Source organism: Exiguobacterium sp. s56, from assembly GCF_018618255.1.
GTDB lineage: Bacteria > Bacillota > Bacilli > Exiguobacteriales > Exiguobacteriaceae > Exiguobacterium > Exiguobacterium chiriqhucha.
Genome location: NZ_JACSLR010000003.1, coordinates 59078 through 74745, shown reverse-complemented (window position 1 = coordinate 74745; position 15668 = coordinate 59078). Strand labels below are relative to the sequence as shown.

General features: G+C 56.3%; 15 protein-coding genes. 12 read left to right on the top strand and 3 right to left on the bottom strand.

The window, feature by feature from the left end; genetic code table 11:
• Window positions 1-101: 101 nt before the first annotated feature.
• The 5 genes from ribD (at window position 102) to KNP71_RS04590 (ending at window position 4357) form a co-directional block, all read left to right on the top strand.
• Window positions 102-1181: a bifunctional diaminohydroxyphosphoribosylaminopyrimidine deaminase/5-amino-6-(5-phosphoribosylamino)uracil reductase RibD gene (ribD, locus tag KNP71_RS04610; protein WP_214830113.1), complete on the top strand. Its 1080-nt coding sequence runs from the start codon at window positions 102-104 to the stop codon at window positions 1179-1181.
• A complete protein-coding gene (ribE, locus tag KNP71_RS04605; RefSeq protein WP_131471900.1) occupies window positions 1162-1803 on the top strand; it encodes a riboflavin synthase in 642 nt (213 codons plus the stop codon). The genes ribD and ribE overlap by 20 nt, the downstream gene beginning before the upstream one ends.
• Complete coding sequence (locus tag KNP71_RS04600; protein ID WP_029594946.1) at window positions 1803-2987, top strand: bifunctional 3,4-dihydroxy-2-butanone-4-phosphate synthase/GTP cyclohydrolase II; 1185 nt, start codon at window positions 1803-1805, stop codon at window positions 2985-2987. Before ribE ends, KNP71_RS04600 begins: the two co-directional genes overlap by 1 nt.
• Window positions 2984-3448 carry a 6,7-dimethyl-8-ribityllumazine synthase gene (gene ribH / locus KNP71_RS04595; protein WP_021066479.1) on the top strand — a complete coding sequence of 155 codons (465 nt, stop codon included), beginning with the start codon at window positions 2984-2986 and terminating at the stop codon, window positions 3446-3448. The genes KNP71_RS04600 and ribH overlap by 4 nt, the downstream gene beginning before the upstream one ends.
• A 93-nt stretch (window positions 3449-3541) precedes the next feature.
• Complete coding sequence (locus KNP71_RS04590; protein WP_214799240.1) at window positions 3542-4357, top strand: ZIP family metal transporter; 816 nt, start codon at window positions 3542-3544, stop codon at window positions 4355-4357.
• Between the two features lie 49 nt (window positions 4358-4406).
• Here KNP71_RS04590 and KNP71_RS04585 read toward each other — a convergent pair whose 3' ends face one another.
• Window positions 4407-4775 (bottom strand): iron chaperone, encoded by a 369-nt coding sequence (locus tag KNP71_RS04585; RefSeq protein WP_131471906.1) that lies wholly within the window; start codon window positions 4773-4775, stop codon window positions 4407-4409.
• Window positions 4776-4829: 54 nt separating this feature from the next.
• A complete protein-coding gene (gene pruA / locus KNP71_RS04580) occupies window positions 4830-6374 on the bottom strand; it encodes an L-glutamate gamma-semialdehyde dehydrogenase (protein WP_021066482.1) in 1545 nt (514 codons plus the stop codon).
• A gap of 171 nt (window positions 6375-6545) precedes the next feature.
• On the opposite strand from pruA, the gene KNP71_RS04575 reads away from it, so the two are divergent.
• The 3 genes from KNP71_RS04575 to KNP71_RS04565 all read left to right on the top strand — a co-directional run bounded on the left by KNP71_RS04575 (window position 6546) and on the right by KNP71_RS04565 (window position 9419).
• Window positions 6546-7361 carry a nuclear transport factor 2 family protein gene (locus tag KNP71_RS04575; protein ID WP_058764301.1) on the top strand — a complete coding sequence of 272 codons (816 nt, stop codon included), beginning with the start codon at window positions 6546-6548 and terminating at the stop codon, window positions 7359-7361.
• 12 nt (window positions 7362-7373) lie between these two features.
• Window positions 7374-7811 (top strand): thioredoxin-dependent thiol peroxidase, encoded by a 438-nt coding sequence (bcp, locus tag KNP71_RS04570; RefSeq protein WP_021066484.1) that lies wholly within the window; start codon window positions 7374-7376, stop codon window positions 7809-7811.
• A 231-nt stretch (window positions 7812-8042) separates the two neighbouring features.
• Window positions 8043-9419 carry an alanine/glycine:cation symporter family protein gene (locus KNP71_RS04565; RefSeq protein ID WP_029594951.1) on the top strand — a complete coding sequence of 459 codons (1377 nt, stop codon included), beginning with the start codon at window positions 8043-8045 and terminating at the stop codon, window positions 9417-9419.
• A gap of 39 nt (window positions 9420-9458) precedes the next feature.
• Here KNP71_RS04565 and KNP71_RS04560 read toward each other — a convergent pair whose 3' ends face one another.
• Complete coding sequence (locus KNP71_RS04560; protein ID WP_029594952.1) at window positions 9459-11162, bottom strand: methyl-accepting chemotaxis protein; 1704 nt, start codon at window positions 11160-11162, stop codon at window positions 9459-9461.
• A gap of 217 nt (window positions 11163-11379) precedes the next feature.
• On the opposite strand from KNP71_RS04560, the gene gatC reads away from it, so the two are divergent.
• The 4 genes from gatC (at window position 11380) to KNP71_RS04540 (ending at window position 15630) form a co-directional block, all read left to right on the top strand.
• Entirely contained in the window at window positions 11380-11670 is a 291-nt protein-coding gene (gatC, locus tag KNP71_RS04555; RefSeq protein WP_021066487.1) for an Asp-tRNA(Asn)/Glu-tRNA(Gln) amidotransferase subunit GatC, read from the top strand.
• Window positions 11671-11681: 11 nt separating this feature from the next.
• On the top strand, window positions 11682-13124 hold the full coding sequence (gene gatA / locus KNP71_RS04550; protein WP_029594953.1) for an Asp-tRNA(Asn)/Glu-tRNA(Gln) amidotransferase subunit GatA: 1443 nt from the start codon (window positions 11682-11684) through the stop codon (window positions 13122-13124).
• Between the two features lie 12 nt (window positions 13125-13136).
• Entirely contained in the window at window positions 13137-14567 is a 1431-nt protein-coding gene (gene gatB / locus KNP71_RS04545) for an Asp-tRNA(Asn)/Glu-tRNA(Gln) amidotransferase subunit GatB (protein ID WP_021066489.1), read from the top strand.
• Window positions 14568-14628: 61 nt separating this feature from the next.
• Complete coding sequence (locus KNP71_RS04540) at window positions 14629-15630, top strand: diacylglycerol kinase (RefSeq protein WP_029594954.1); 1002 nt, start codon at window positions 14629-14631, stop codon at window positions 15628-15630.
• The last annotated feature ends 38 nt before the right edge of the window (window positions 15631-15668 follow it).

Sequence of the window (15668 nt, the reverse complement as noted above, 5' to 3'; positions counted from 1 at the left end):
CGCTTATTTGGCTTGCCCAAATGACGACGGACGACTCCCACCGAGACCTTGAGGATCATTCCTTGAGGTCTTTTTGTTTGTACGAAACAAGGAGGGAGATTATGCAACAGTACATGCAACAAGCCATCCAATTGGCCAAATCCGCCTCTTCGACCGGCGTCAATCCGCGCGTCGGGGCCGTCGTCGTCAAGGACGGTCGAGTCGTCGGGTTCGGCGCCCACTTGAAGGCGGGGGAAGCGCACGCCGAAGTGCACGCCATCCGCATGGCCGGTGCTGCCGCCTATGGCGCCACGATGTATGTCACGCTCGAACCGTGCTCGCATTATGGCAAGACACCGCCGTGTGCCGATTTAGTCGTAGAGTCGGGCATCAAACGGGTCGTCATCGCGATGACCGACCCGAATCCGCTCGTGTCAGGGCAAGGCATCGCTCGATTGAAAGCGGCCGGGATTGATGTCGAAGTCGGTCTGCTCGAGAGTGAGGCACGAACGCTCAACGTGGCGTTCTTGCGCTCGCTCGAGACGAAACGGCCGTATGTCATCTTAAAGACGGCGACGAGCCTTGACGGCAAAGTCGCCCTCGATACCGGTGACAGCAAGTGGGTGACCGGAACCGAAGCGAGACGGGACGTCCATGAACTGCGGGCGTCGGTCGATGCGATTTTGACCGGTGTCGGCACTGTCCTCGCTGATGACCCGGCCCTCACCGTCCGGCTCGACCGCGAGACGACGGAACCGCTCCGGGTCGTGCTAGACCGAGAGTTACGCACGCCGCTGTCAAGTCAGCTCGTCCGGACGGCGAACGATGTGCCGGTGCTACTCTACACGACGTCCGACGATCAAACGAAGCGGGACGCGTTCATCGAGCGCGGCGTCGAACTCGCGGCGTACACGTCGCTCGACGCTGTGCTGCAAGACGTCTACGCACGCGGCATCGGTCGTCTGCTCGTCGAAGCGGGACCGACGCTCGTCACATCACTCTTGGACGGACGGTTCATCGACGAGTGGGTCATGTACCAGTCACCGCGCGTGTTCGGCGGCAAGGGCGGATTTTACCGTTCGCATCATGACGGTCCGCTCGATGCAATCAATCGATATGACGTGCAATCGGTCGAGACGGTCGGCGCCGACATCAAACTCATCATGCGAGAGGGGGAGTCCGATGTTCACGGGAATCGTTGAAGAAATCGGCAGTGTCAAGGCAGTGAAACGCAACGGTCCGTCCCTCCGGCTCACGCTCGCCGGAAAAATCGTCCTCGAGGACGTGAAGCTCGGTGACAGTATCTCCGTCAACGGCATCTGTCTCACCGTGACGACGTTCGATCGTGACAGCTTCTCGGTCGATGTCATGCCGGAAACGCTGAAGGCGTCGAGTCTCGACGGGGTCCGCCCCGGCACGAACGTTAACTTGGAGCGGGCTATGCCCGCGAACGGACGCTTCGGTGGTCACTTCGTATCGGGTCACGTCGACGGGGTCGGGCGCATCGTCAAAAAACAATCGCTCGCGAACGCGGTCTATGTCGACATCAGCTGTGAGCCATCTCTCCTCCGTTATATCGTCCCGAAAGGTTCGATTTCGGTCGACGGGACGAGCTTGACGGTGTTTGATGTGACGGAACGCGGCTTCACGTTGTCGCTCATCCCGCACACGTACAGTGAGACAGTGCTCGGGATGAAACAGGCTGGGGATGCGGTCAATTTGGAATGTGACATGTTGGCTAAGTATATGGAAAAACTCGTAAGTCAAAAACCGATGACGCTCGAATCGCTGGCGTCACAAGGGTATGGAAAGGCGGGATGGTAATGTTTCACTCGATTAAAGAAGCAGTCGAAGAGTTGAAGATGGGACGTCCCATCATCGTCGTCGACGATGAGGACCGGGAGAACGAAGGGGACTTCGTCGTCCTCGCGGATAAAATGACAGCAGAGACGATGAATTTCCTCATCACGGAAGGCAAAGGGCTCGTCTGCGCTTCTCTCGCTGAAGAAGTGGCCGTCCGGCTCGACTTGCAGCCGATGGTCGCGAACAGTACCGACCCGCACGGCACGGCGTTCACGGTCAGTGTCGACCACGTCGATTCGACGACGGGCATCTCGGCGAGCGAGCGGGCCCATACGGTGCGCGAACTCGCGAATAGCAACGCCCGTCCGGCCGATTTCCAACGTCCTGGTCATATCTTCCCGCTCATCGCCAAAAAAGGTGGCGTCTCCGTCCGGCGCGGGCATACGGAAGCGTCGGTCGATTTGGCGCGACTTGCCGGAAGTGAACCAGTCGCCGTCATCTGTGAGATTATCCGTCCGGACGGCGAGATGGCCCGGTTGCCGGACCTTGAACGTGTCGCACAAGCGCATGATTTAAAATTCATCACGATTGAGGAATTAGTTCGCTATATGGAGACGGACCTCGTCGAACGAGAGGCGGACGTCTCGCTCCCCTCGGTGAAAGGGGACTTCCGATTGATCGGTTATCGGAACGTCCTCGACCGGGAAGAACACGTCGCGCTCGTCAAAGGTGAGATCGAACACGCACCGCTCGTCCGGATTCATTCCGAATGTCTGACCGGTGACGTCTTCGGGTCCCATCGTTGCGATTGCGGGCCACAACTGGACACAGCGATGGCGAAAGTGGAAGCCGAAGGCGGTGTCATCTTGTATATGAGACAAGAAGGGCGTGGCATCGGTCTGCTCAATAAATTGAAGGCGTACGAACTACAAGAACAAGGGCTTGATACGGTCGAGGCGAACGTTGCGCTCGGACTTCATGCCGATTTGCGCGATTACCGGGTCAGCGCGGCCATGCTTCGTGACCTCGGCGTCACGAACGTCCGGCTCATGACGAACAACCCGGAAAAAGTCGATGCGTTAGAAGCGTGCGGCATCACGGTCATCGAACGTGTCCCGATTCTCGTCGGCGCCCATGCGGCGAACGAGAAGTACCGAATGACGAAACAACAAAAAATGAATCACTTTGGAGGAGAAGAATCATGATGCATACATTTGAAGGAAACTTGGTCGGAAAAGGCTTGAAAGTCGGAATCGTCGTCGGACGGTTCAACGATCTCATCACGATGCGCTTGCTAGACGGGGCGAAGGATGCGTTGAAGCGCCACGGCGTCGAACAAGACGACGTCGAGATCGCATTCGTCCCTGGGGCGTTCGAACTCCCACTTGTCGCGAAGAAGATGGCGATGAGCAAGAAATATGATGCCGTCATCACACTCGGGGCCGTCATCCGTGGGGCGACACCACACTTCGACTACGTCTGTAACGAGGCGGCGAAAGGCATCGCCCAGGCGAGTTATCAGTCAGAAGTACCGGTCATTTTCGGTGTCTTGACGACCGAGACGATTGAGCAAGCGATCGAGCGAGCTGGAACGAAAGCCGGGAACAAAGGTTGGGAAGCGGCAACGTCGGCCATCGAGATGGCGAACTTGATGCGCGCGTTTTAATTGGACGGGGGAGAGCGAACCAGCTCTCCTCTTTTTTGTCGTTAGCGACGCATGCGTCCCGGGAAAAGGATAGGGTGGAAGGAGGCGATGGTGATGTGGGAATGGGTGGCTCAACTGAGCCCGGCCATGCAGGCGTTGCTCGGGACGATGTTCACATGGGGGATGACCGCGCTCGGGGCGGCAATCGTCTTCATGACGAAGTCGATTAACGAGCGGTTGATGGACAGCATGCTCGGGTTTGCCGGCGGTGTCATGATAGCGGCCAGTTTTTGGTCACTCCTCGCCCCGGCCATCGAAATGGCGGAACAAGACGCGATGCCGGCTTGGTTTCCGGCCACCGTCGGTTTTTTAGTGGGTGGTCTGTTTTTGGCAGTCGTCGACAAACTGATTCCGCACGTGCATCCGACACCATCCCTAAAAGAAGTGGAAGGTTTCCATCCCCAAAAACGGAAACGGAGCACGTTGCTCGTCTTGGCGATCACGCTGCACAATATCCCGGAAGGACTGGCCATCGGTGTCGCCTTCGGGGCGGTCGCGGCCGATTTCCCGTCCGCCTCGCTGACAGGTGCCATCGCGTTGGCCATCGGTATCGGCATTCAAAACTTTCCGGAAGGTGCCGCCGTATCGCTCCCGCTCAGACGGGATGGGCTCTCCCGGCGCCGCAGTTTTTTCTACGGTCAGTTATCGGGCATGGTCGAACCGGCGGCCGCACTGGTCGGCGTTTGGGCCGTGCTTGTCATGGAGCCGCTCTTGCCGTTCGCGCTCAGCTTTGCCGCCGGGGCGATGATTTTTGTCGTCGTCGAAGAAGTGATCCCGGGGTCGCAAGAGAATGGGCATAAAGATATGGCGTCGATGGCGTTGATGCTCGGCTTCACCATCATGATGATGTTGGACGTGGCGTTAGGATAAGCCACAGAAAAGGAGCGGTGACATGTGCGTCATCGCTCCTTCTTTCAGATCAACGCCAAAACGACGTGTGACCGGCCTTATCTTCGATATTGAACGCGATGATGTCACGAAGCAAATCGTAGTCGACGGTTTGGCTCCACTTGATACGGAACAGCTGTTTCGTCTGCGTATAGCCCGCCTCCCGGATTTGCATCTGGAACACCTCGAGCGGGACGGCCTCCGGCGCGACGGCAAAGTGTGCTTTGGCCACACTGAAGGCGATGATGAACGTCCCGTGATCGGTGAACATCGGCTGATTCCAGGCGATGCGTTCCTCGAGGTGCGGGAATGTCTCCCGGACCCACACGAATATGTCGTCCAGTTTGGCACGGTGTTCCAGGTCGTCAATCGTTGCTAAAAAATCGTCAAACGTCTCCATGAGAAACCTCCTTTGGTGAAAGAAAGCCCGACTCAGATGAGCCGGGCCGATTGATTAAAACGTCTCAGACGTCGTTTTTGCTTGCATGTGGAGCTGGATGTAATCCGGTCCGCCTGCTTTTGAGTCTGTACCTGACATGTTGAACCCGCCGAACGGCTGATAGCCGACGATGGCGCCTGTGCAACCACGGTTGAAATACAAGTTCCCGACGTGGAAGTTCTGACGCGCGTACTCTTGGTTCGAGCGGTCACGCGTGAGGACGGCACCCGTCAAGCCGTATTCCGTGTTGTTGGCGATGTCGATCGCTTCTTTGAAGTCTTTCGCTTTCGTGAAGGCGACGATCGGTCCAAAGATTTCTTCTTGCATGAGACGTGCTTTCGGCGCGACGTCAGCGACGACCGTCGGCTCGATGAAGTAGCCTGTCGAGTCGTCGGCTTTACCACCGGCGACGATTTTGCCTTCTTCTTTGGCGACGTCGAAGTATGATGTGATCTTCTTGAACGCGGCCGCATCGATGACCGGTCCCATGAAGTGTTCGTTTTGCTCCGTGTTGCCGACCGAGAGTTCGTTCGTCAACTCGACGACGCGGTCGAGCACCGTGTCATACACGCTGTCGACGATGACGGCGCGCGAACAAGCCGAACATTTTTGACCAGAGAAGCCGAACGCCGATTTGACGATTGACTGGGCCGCGAGTTCGAGGTCCGCTGATTCGTCGACGACGATCGTATCTTTTCCGCCCATCTCTGCGATGACGCGTTTGAGCCAGATTTGGCCGTCGTTCAATTTAGAGGCACGCTCGTTGATGCGCAAGCCCACGTCACGTGAACCTGTGAAGCTGATGAAGCGTGTCTTCGGATGGTCGACGAGATAGTCACCGACTTCTGCGCCTGGTCCTGGGATGAAGTTGAGGACGCCTTTCGGAAGGCCTGCTTCTTCCATGACCTCGACGAATTTCGCAGCGACGATCGGTGTCGTCGATGCTGGTTTCAAGAGGATCGTGTTACCAGCAACGATAGCCGCGACGGCCGTCCCTGCCATGATCGCGAACGGGAAGTTCCAAGGGCTGATGACAATCCCGACCCCGAGTGGGATGTAGTCATAGCGGTTGTATTCGCCCGGACGGCTCTCGACTTTTTTACCTGGTTTGAGCTCGAGCATTTGACGTGCATAGTACTCCATGAAGTCGATCGCTTCCGCTGTATCCGCGTCCGCTTCGTTCCACGGCTTGCCTGCCTCTTTGACGAGGTAAGCTGAGAACTCGTGCTTGCGCTTGCGGACGATGTTCGCCGCCTTGAACAAGACGTCGGCACGGACGGCCGGGTCGACATGGCGCCATGAGTCGAACGCTGTGAGCGCTTCTTGCATCGCACGCTCAGCGAGCTCTTGGTTCGCTTTCGAGACGTGACCGATGACTTCTTCTTTATTGGCCGGGTTGTAAGACGTGATTTTGCCTTCCGTCGTAACTTTCTCCCCACCGATTACGAGCGGATAGTCTTTTCCGAGCTCACCGTTGACTTTCTCGATCGCCGCTTGGATGGCTGCGGCGTTCTCTTTGTTTGTAAAGTCTGTGAATGGTTCATGTTTGTATGGAATCATTCTCGTTCCCCCTTAAAAGTGATCGTATATTGAAGCGCTTACGTCTGTATTGTATCGAAAATCGTGGTGAAATCCTAGTGAAACAATTTTCCAGAAAAGCGTGTCGTTTTCGCTCGAAATCGAGTCGTGGTAGGATGAGGGTACAGGACGACTTGCGAAGGGAATGATTGAATGAACAAGTGGATGATGCCGCTCGCGCTGACCGTGTTGCTCGCGGGATGCGGGACGGCGGACGAAACGCCGACGGAAGAGGCGGCCGAAGAGACGAAAACGCCGCTCCCGGAAGCGGTCGAGACCTTGTATACGTCATACCAACAAGCGCTCGAAAACGGTGATGCGGCGGCACTCAAAGCCATCGACTATGCGGGCGAGTTGACCGACATCCCGGCGACCGGTGCCGAGATGCGTGGCCTCACGCCGGGCGATATGTACGAGAGCTGGGTGAACGAGGACGGGGACGTCGCGTTCATCGTCCATGAGATGGAGGATGCGGACGGCAATGAACTGCCGAACCGACTTTCGAAAGTCGCTATCAAAGAAGGGGAGGACTGGAAACTCGTCGTCACCCCGGCTCTTATCCCGGCCGACGTGATTGGGGAAGTTGGCGACATGTTGACGGGAATCGAGGCGAACGAGTACGGCGTGAATGCAGAAGCGAACGCCCGTCTCGCCGAAGTGCCGGAAGACGAGGCTGGCCCGATTTATGACCAAGTGAACGCCCAGACCGACTACGTCGCGCTCGAGGCCGACAATAACGTCTTCTTGCTCATGGCCGAGACGCTCACGGTGCCGGAAAACCAAGACACGATGGCCAACTACTTCGAGGCGTACCGGACGTGGTATACCGACAATGAGGCGGCACTTAAAAAGGCCGCTGCAACAGAAGATCCGGTCGAGTATCTCGAAGTGCTCGAACCGCTCAAACAAAAATTAGAACAAGCGATCGACGGTTATGACGAGAATCTCGTCGACCCGTCGTTCGGATAAGGAGGAAATAACATGTTAGCACCGACATTCACATTACCGAACCAAAACGGGGACATGATCTCGCTCGAGGACTACCGGGGCCAGAAAGTCGTGCTTTATTTTTACCCGAAGGACGCGACACCGGGTTGTACGACCGAGGCATGTGACTTCCGCGATGCGACACCGCGATTGAACGGGGCCGTCGTCCTCGGCATCTCGGCCGACAGCCAGAAGAAGCACCAAAACTTCATCGCCAAACATGAGCTGCCGTTCGATTTGCTCGTTGACGACACGCATGAGGTGTCGGAGCTATACGGCGTTTGGCAATTGAAAAAGAATTACGGGAAAGAGTACTATGGCATCGTCCGTTCGACGTTCCTCATCAACGAGGACGGCTATATCGAACAGGAATGGCGCAGTGTGAAAGTGAACGGACACGTCGACGAGGTCGTCGCGGCGCTCACGACATGAAACGAGACGGCTTCCAAAACGGGGGCCGTTTTTTTGTGCGCCTCGCATTACAATTTTATTTCAAATACTAAATTCAGAATTAGGGTAAGATAAAGCGGAAAAGTGGTATATTACAAAAATATTACACGACATCGGACCGGATTAATGCCTTGTCAACTTGACGAAGTTGAGAATGTTCTGAAAAATATGAAGGAACGGTGAACACCAGATTTACATAGGGGGCAGAGTAGCATGGAAAAGTTTGAAGCGGTCCTGACGAGTTTATCGAACCTCGTCTGGGGGCCACACTTATTGATTCTATTGATTGGGACAGGCGTCTATTTGACGTTCCGGCTCGGCTTTATCCAAGTGACGCGGCTCGGATACGGTTTGAAAGAGGCGTTCCTCCCGAAACAGAAAACGGGAGCGGAAGCAGAGAAACAGAAAAAGCAACGCGGTGACATCTCTCACTTCCAAGCGCTCATGACAGCGCTCGCGGCCACGGTCGGGACCGGGAACATGGTCGGCGTTGCGACGGCGGTCGTCCTCGGGGGACCGGGCGCCATCGTCTGGATGTGGCTCTCCGGTTTCATCGGGATGGCGACGAAGTACGCCGAGGCGATTCTCGCCGTCAAATATCGTGTCGTCGATGAGCGGGGCGAGATTGCCGGCGGACCGATGTATTACTTGGAGCACGGCTTGAAGAAGAAGTGGCTCGGCATGACGTTCGCCTTGTTCGCTGCGATTGCCGCGTTCGGCATCGGCAACGGCGTCCAGACGAACTCAATCAGTATGGCACTCAACACGTCATTCGGGATCCCGATGCTCGTGACGGGCATCGGGCTCATGGTGCTGACTGGATTCGTTATCCTCGGGGGCGTCAAATCGATTGGGAAAGTCGTCGGCGTGTTCGTGCCCGTTATGATCATCGGCTATGTCGGTGGGGGTCTCGTCATCCTCGTCATGAACTTCGAGTTGATTCCGTCGGCGTTCGCGACCATCTTCTCGAGCACGTTCAGTGCGGAAGCTATCGGCGGTGGGGCGCTCGGTGCCGCGATTCGATACGGGGTCGCACGCGGCGTGTTCTCGAATGAGGCGGGCCTCGGCTCGGCGCCAATCGCAGCGGCAGCCGCGAAGACCGATTTCCCGGGACGACAGGCGCTCGTCTCGATGACGCAAGTGTTGATCGATACGCTCATCGTCTGTTCGATCACCGGGTTGACGATTGTCATGAGTGGTCAGTATACGAGCGGTCTGCAAGGCATCGAGTTGACGCAAGCGTCATTCGCGTACTTCCTCGGTCCGATTGGGGAACTGATCGTCACAATCTCGCTCGTCTTCTTCGCGTTTTCGACAGTGATCGGCTGGTGTTATTATGGGGAACGGTCGGTCTATTACTTGCTCGGGGAGAAAGCCATCATGCCGTATCGGATGATGTATATCGTCGTCGCCGGACTTGGTGCGATGACGACGAACTTGAACTTGATTTGGGCCATCTCGGACGTCTTCAACGGCCTGATGGCGATTCCAAACTTGATTGGTCTCTTGTTCTTGTCAGGTGTCGTCGTCGCCGAGACGAAGCGTTTCGAGCTCGAACGGAAAAAAGAACTGCGGCAAGCGGCCGCTTAACCAAAAGGAAGCGCCCTCGCATGAGGACGCTTCCTTTTGTCATACTTTGAATTGACCGATCAACGTGTTCAATTCGTCCATCTTCTGTTGCGAGATCTCGGTGACACGGTTCAACTCGCTGAAGCGGTCGACAGACATCGTCACTTTCTCAGCGATTTCCTGCGTGCCGAGCGCACCGTTGTTGACCGTCACGGCCACGTCTTGGATGACCCTGATCATGTTCGACGTCAACTGTTCGAGTTCGATGGCGGCCTCGGCGAACTCGGAGGCGGTCGCTTCGAACCGGCCGGCGTCTTCGCTGTAATGCTCGGCCGCTTCCTCGAGTTGGTCATAGTCTTTCAACACGTTCGTATCGAGGAAATGGAGCATCTCGCTCGACGTGTCGTTCAAATGGTCGACGGAGTGGAGCACGGTCGTCGAGATGGCTTGAATCCGTTCGACGGTCGTCCGGCTCGTCTCGGCCAGTTTCCGAATCTCATCGGCGACGACGGCGAACCCGCGTCCCGCTTCACCGGCCCGAGCGGCTTCAATCGAGGCGTTCAATGACAACAGGTTCGTCTGGGCAGCGATGTCCAAAATGTCGTTCGTGAGCGTCGCAATCTCGCGGACGGCTTTGGCGTCTTGCATTGCCTGCTCCAAGTTGACGCGCGTCGACGACAGGACGTGGAGCGCGGACGCTTTCGCCTCGACGGCATGGTCGCGCAAGGCGACGGCGCGGGTATCGACTTGCTCGGCCTCGGCTTTTCGCTCGGCGGCCATCGTCACGATGTTGTGCAGCGTCCGTTCCATATCAGAGGCGGACGCGTTCATTTCTTGGGCGCTCGCGGCCGTCTGTTGCATCCCGGCCGTCAAGTCCTCGGTCGTGGCGGCCGTCGTCGTCATATACGTGTCGAGCTCGCGCAACTCGTCATACATGTGTGCCGACTGTTCGGTCACCCCGTGAGACACACCGTTCACTTGCAAAATCAATTGCCGCAGATTGGCGAGGAACTGGTTGAAGTCGCGGGCGAGTCCCGAGAACTCGTCGCGGCGCTTCACCGGGATGGCCGTCGTCAAATCACCTTCGCTCGTGGCCAACTCCCGCATCTTCACTTTGAACTCCTTGAGCGGCTCGAAAATCGAGCGGAAGATGAACACCATCATAAGCACGGTGAAGATGACGGCCGCGGCCATGATGACGATGAGCGTGAGCTGGACTTGTTCGAACAGCGCCGCACCGGATTCCGTGTCAGACCGAATCTCATCGCGGTTCAAGTTGACGAGCAGACCGAGCGTGTTCGAGAGGGCGTCGGCGGCCGGTGTCGCCGTGTCCCGGATATAGGCGTCGGCCGCGGCTTGACCGTCCTCGTTCGAGATGCGGACGAGCTCCTCGATGTTCGTTTTAAATGTCGCCCATTGATCCGTCGCTTGATCGAACAGCTCTTGATCGGCTTTCGTGATGATGGTCGATGAATAACCGCTCATTTGTTGTTCGAGAATCGTGATGCCCGTGTTGAGGTTCGTTTCGACATTTTGCTTCGTCACCTCGTCCTCGATCAAGGCGTGACGCATCATCTGTTGACGAATCTCAAGCAGCTGTTTATCGACGAGATGAATTTGGTCCATCCCCGGTACCCACGAGACGGTCATATCTTGTTGGGCGGCCTTGGATGCATTCAACGCATAAAACGAGTAGCCGCTCACCCCGAGCAACAACACGAGCAAGACGGTGAACGCGACGATCAGTTTATTACGAATTGACATAGGAATCCCCCTCGAAAAAATAATGCTTCTTTCTAAGCATAATGAGATTAGGGGACGGACCGAATAGGCGTTTTTGGAAACGAGTCAATATTACGAGGACATTCCCTAAGTTTTCAAAAAAGACATCAAGATTGGCGAGATGGGATTTTCTTTTTTGTCTTATAAAAAAGTGGTATGATAATGGACGATGTATTGAAAACTGTTGGAGGTGGAACCTTTGGCTCGAATCACAGAAGCTGAAGTTCGGCACGTCGCCGGACTCGCCCGACTTGCGATCACAGAAGATGAAGTGACGCACTTCACGGAGCAATTGACAAAAATCCTCGAGTTCGCCGAGCAACTCGATGAATTGGATACGACGGGCGTCATCCCGACGACCCATGCCCTAGATTTGAAAAACGTACTACGCAAAGACGAGGTTCGTCCTTCACTTCCACGCGAGGAAGTCGAACGGATGGCACCTGATTGGGAGAACGGCCAAGTCCGTGTCCCAGCGGTCTTTGAATAAGGAGGCCCTTCATGAGTTTATTTGATCACGGTGTAGCCAAGCTGCATACGCTTATAAAAGAAGGCGAAGTCACGGTATCCGACCTCGTCAAAGAATCATTTGACCGCATCGAGGCGACCGACGAGAAAATCGGTGCCTTCTTGACGCTCAACGAAGACGCGTTCGAACAGGCGAAACGGATGGACGAGCTCGCCAAGACCTCGGACAACCCGCTCTTCGGTTTGCCGATCGGCGTCAAAGACAACATCGTCACGAAAGGGACACGCACGACGTGTGCCTCGAAGTTCCTCGAGAACTTTGTCCCGGCCCATGATGCGACTGTCGTCGAGCGTCTCCATGACGCCGGTGCCGTCACAATCGGGAAGTTGAACATGGACGAGTTCGCGATGGGTTCATCGAACGAGAACTCGGCGTTCAAAGTCGTCCGTAACCCGTGGGACCCAACGCGCGTACCAGGCGGTTCGTCAGGCGGTTCAGCAGCAACGGTCGCGGCCGGACAAGTCCTGTTCAGCCTCGGCTCGGATACGGGTGGCTCGATTCGTCAGCCGGCAGCCTATTGTGGCGTCGTCGGGATGAAACCGACGTACGGTCTCGTCTCACGGTACGGCCTCGTCGCATTCGCCTCGTCGCTCGACCAAATCGGTCCGCTCACACGTACGGTCGAAGATAACGCCTACTTGTTGAACGCGATTGCCGGTCATTGCGACATGGACTCGACGTCAGCAACGGTCGACCTTCCGGATTACACGAAATCGCTTCACGGCGACATCAAAGGCATGAAGCTCGCACTTCCAAAAGAGTTCATGGCCGAAGGCGTGTCAGACGGTGTCCGCAAACAAATTGAAGAAGCGGTCGAGACGCTCAAATCGCTCGGTGCGACGGTCGAGGAGGTCTCGCTCCCGACAGTGAAATACGCGCTCCCGACATACTACTTGCTCGCGTCATCAGAAGCATCTTCGAACCTCGCCCGGTTTGACGGCATCCGTTACGGACGTCGCGCCGAGGCCGATGCGCTCGAAGAAGTGTTCACGTATTCGCGCGAACAAGGTTTCGGGGAAGAAGTGAAACGCCGCATCATGCTCGGGACGTACGCACTCAGCTCGGGTTATTACGATGCGTTCTACAAGAAATCGCAACAGGTCCGCACGCTCATGAAGCAAGACTTCGCGAACGTGTTCGCCGACTACGACGCGATTATCGGACCGACTGCGCCGACGGTCGCGTTCAAACTCGGTGACCAGCTCGAAGATCCGCTCACGATGTATGCCAACGATATTATGACGATTCCGGTCAACTTGGCGGGCATCCCGGCCATCTCGGTACCGGCTGGCTTGTCAGAAGGCCTCCCGGTCGGTTTACAGATCATCGGGAACCATTTCAGTGAACCAACACTCTACCGCGTGGCCCATGCTTTTGAACAAGCAAACGGCGGTTTCAAGATGCCACAGCTCTAAGGAGGACGTACGATGAACTTTGAAACGATCATCGGGATCGAGGTGCACGCCGAGCTGAGCACGAAGTCGAAGATTTGGTGTGGCTGCTCGCGCACATACGGTGCCGAAACGAATACACAGACGTGTCCGATTTGTCTCGGACACCCGGGCGTCTTGCCTAAATTGAACGAAGAGGCGGTCAATCTCGCCATCAAGGCCGCGATGGCACTCAACTGCGAAATCGCGACCGATACGAAATTTGACCGCAAGAACTACTTCTATCCGGATACGCCGAAAGCGTACCAAATCTCGCAGTTCGACCAGCCGATCGGTTTCAACGGCCACGTCGACGTCGAAGTCGACGGTGAGATGAAACGGTTCCGCATCGAACGCGTCCATCTCGAAGAAGATGCCGGGAAGATGAACCACACGGGCGAGAAACACTCGGTCGTCGACTTCAACCGGACCGGGTCACCCCTCATCGAAATCGTCAGTGAGGCTGACATGCGTTCACCGAAAGACGCCGTCGCTTATCTTGAGCGCTTGAAAGAAGTGCTCTCGTTCGCGGGCGTCTCGGACGTCAAGATGGAAGAAGGGTCGCTCCGTTGCGACTGTAACATCTCGGTCCGTCCGTTCGGTCAAGAGCCGTTCGGCACGAAGACGGAGCTCAAAAACTTGAACTCGTTCTCGAACGTCTTGAAGGCGCTCGAGTATGAGGAAGACCGTCACCGTAAACTGCTCATCACGGGCGGCGTCATGCGTCAAGAGACGCTCCGTTTTGACGAGGCGGCGAAGAAGACGATCCTCATGCGTGTCAAAGAAGGAGCGGCCGATTACCGCTACTTCCCAGAGCCGGACCTCGTCCGTCTCGAAATCGATGAGGAATGGAAAGAACGCATCCGCGCCACGCTTCCGGAACTTCCGGTCGCACGTCGCGAACGTTATATGAACAACTACGGCTTGTCGGCTTATGACGCCAAGGCGCTCACGTCGACGCGGGAGTTCTCGGACTTCTTCGAAGCGACGACTGCGGCCGGTGCCGAACCGAAAGCGGCAGCGAACTGGCTCATGGGCGAAGTGCTCGGCCACTTGAACAAATCGGACGATACGATCGAGACGATGAAATTGACGCCGAGCTCGCTCGCGGAGTTGATTCGTTTGATTGGAGAAGGTACAATTTCTTCGAAGATCGCCAAACGCGTGTTCACAGCCATGATCGAAGAAGGCGCCGAGCCGAAGGCGTACGTCGAAGCGAACGGTCTCGCCCAAATCTCGGACGAGAACTTGCTCCGCGGCTACATCCTTGACTTGTTCGAAGCGCATCCGCAGATGATTGAAGACTTTAAGAACGGGAAAGACCGTGCCAAAGGCTTTATCATCGGACAGATCATGAAGCAGACGAAAGGGATGGCGAACCCGGCACTCCTCGATGGCTTGTTCCACGAAGAGATCGCCAAACGCTAAACAAGCGGCGAGGCACTTGTGTCTCGCTTTTCGCTCGACTTGAGCATGGGGAGAGAATAGTATGCAACGAAAACGCGCACGGGTCATCTATAACCCGACATCTGGAAAAGAAGTGATCAAACGGGAACTCCCGTACATTTTGAACCGCCTCGAGGATGCGGGTTATGAGACGTCGACGTACGCGACGAAAGCAATCGGCGACGCGACGCTCGAAGCCGTTCGAGCCGCGGAGGCCGAGTTCGACTTGATTATCGCGGCTGGTGGGGACGGGACGCTGAACGAGGTTATCTCGGGACTCGCCCCGCTCGACACGCGTCCGACGATCGGACTCATCCCAGTCGGAACGACGAACGACTTTGCCCGAGCGATGCGGATTCCGCTCAACGTCGTCGGTGCCCTCGACGTCATCTGTGACGGTTTCGAGATGCCGGTCGACCTCGGTGAGATTGAAGGGGAGACAGGGGATATCCACTACTTCATCAATATCGCCGGTGGCGGCATCATGACGGAGCTGTCGTACGAGGTGCCGTCGAAACTGAAGACGGCGCTCGGTCAGCTCGCCTATTACGTCAAAGGGATGGAGAAGCTTCCACTCATCAAGCCGACGTATATCGAGCTCGAGCACGACGAGGGCACGTTCAGCGGCGAGGTCATGATTTTCCTCACGTCGAACTCGAACTCGGTCGGTGGCTTCGAGAAGATTTCACCACACGCCTCACTGAACGACGGACTGTTCGACTTGTTCATCTTGCGCAAGTGTAACTTGTTCGAGTTCATCCACGTCGTCGGTTTGTTGCTCCGTGGTGAGCACTTGTCGAGTCCGCTCGTCGAGCACGTCAAGACGGGACGCGTCAAGATGAAGACGACGACGGAACGGATGAGTCTCAATATCGACGGCGAATACGGCGGCGAATGCACGGGCGAGATGCGAAACTTGTTCCGTCACTTGACGGTGCTCGCACCGAACGCGCGCATCCGTGAGATGGAAGACTTGAACGCCCAGTATGAACGCGAGCAGATGATCAAACAGCTGTTCAACGTGTCAAACGAGAAAGCAGAATGATTCGGCTCGGCGTGGCGCACACGCCGAGCTTTTCGTTC